At 64.1% G+C, this 863-nt stretch carries 2 protein-coding genes; both read right to left on the bottom strand.

Going from position 1 to position 863, the window contains the following annotated elements:
- A partial coding sequence (locus tag FM101_RS15915) for an IS630 family transposase (RefSeq protein WP_245806611.1) occupies positions 1–418 on the bottom strand: 418 nt, incomplete at its 3' end.
- The gene (locus tag FM101_RS15910; RefSeq protein WP_245806610.1) at positions 360–815 is read right to left on the bottom strand and encodes a helix-turn-helix domain-containing protein; all 456 of its coding nucleotides are present in this window, start codon (positions 813–815) and stop codon (positions 360–362) included. The genes FM101_RS15910 and FM101_RS15915, both read right to left, overlap by 59 nt.
- Between the last annotated feature and the right edge of the window lie 48 nt (positions 816–863).

Below are 863 nucleotides of genomic sequence, written 5' to 3'. Positions count from 1 at the left end.
CGGTGGGGTGCTTGTGGGTGTCGTAGTTGTCGCAGACGACGTATACGTCGAGGTGTTCGGGGACGTTTTGGTCGATCTTGGCCAGGAACTTCTTGAATTCCGTCGCCCGGTGACGGCGGTGGGTGGAGGCGATCACCGTGCCGTCCTCCACGTTCATCGCAGCGAACAGGCTCGTGGTGCCGTGCCGGAAGTAGTCGTGGGTGCGTTTCTCGGGCATGCCCGGCATCATCGGGAACGCCGGCTGAGAGCGTGAGAGGGCCTGGACCTGGGATTTTTCGTCGACGCTGAGGACTACCGCTGATTCGGGCGGGTCGAGATAGAGCCCGACGATGTCGTAGACCTTCTCCACGAACAGCGGATCATTGGAGAGCTTGAACCCGTCGGTGCGGTGGGGCTTGAGGCCGAAGGCCTTCCAGATCCTGCCGATCGTCGACTTCGAGAGCCCGGTGCCGCTCGGCCATCTTCGACCGGGACCAGTGCGTTGCGTTCTGCGGCGTGGTCTCCAGGGTCGCCACGACGACGTCCTCGACCTGCTCCGCGGCCACGGTCGAGGGCCTGCCGGGCCGCGGGTCGTCCACGAGCCCATCGAGGCGGTGCTCGACGAACCTGGACCGCCACTTCGTTACGGTCGATGTCGAACAGCCGATCTGGGCGGCAACGTCCTTGTTGTTGAGCCCGTCACCGCAGGCGAGCACGATGCGCGAGCGCAGGGCCAGCGCCTGTGATGACTTGCGGTGCCGAACCCATTTGGTGAGTTGTTCGCGCTCCTCGGAGGTGAGGATCAGTTCGGCCTTGGGGCGCCCGGTACGTGGCATACCCCATTCTACAATTTAGCCAGCGAATTTCAGGCGCGGGACACTAGC

Origin of the sequence: Arthrobacter rhombi (assembly GCF_900163545.1) — a bacterium.
In the GTDB taxonomy this organism is placed as follows: domain Bacteria; phylum Actinomycetota; class Actinomycetes; order Actinomycetales; family Micrococcaceae; genus Arthrobacter_H; species Arthrobacter_H rhombi_A.
This window is presented reverse-complemented; position numbering and strand designations above follow the sequence as displayed.

Coding starts and splice junctions, on each gene's coding strand:
- FM101_RS15910 (WP_245806610.1), bottom strand. CDS start 815: ATGCCACGTACCGGGCGCCCCAAGGCCGAACTGATCCTCACCTCCGAG.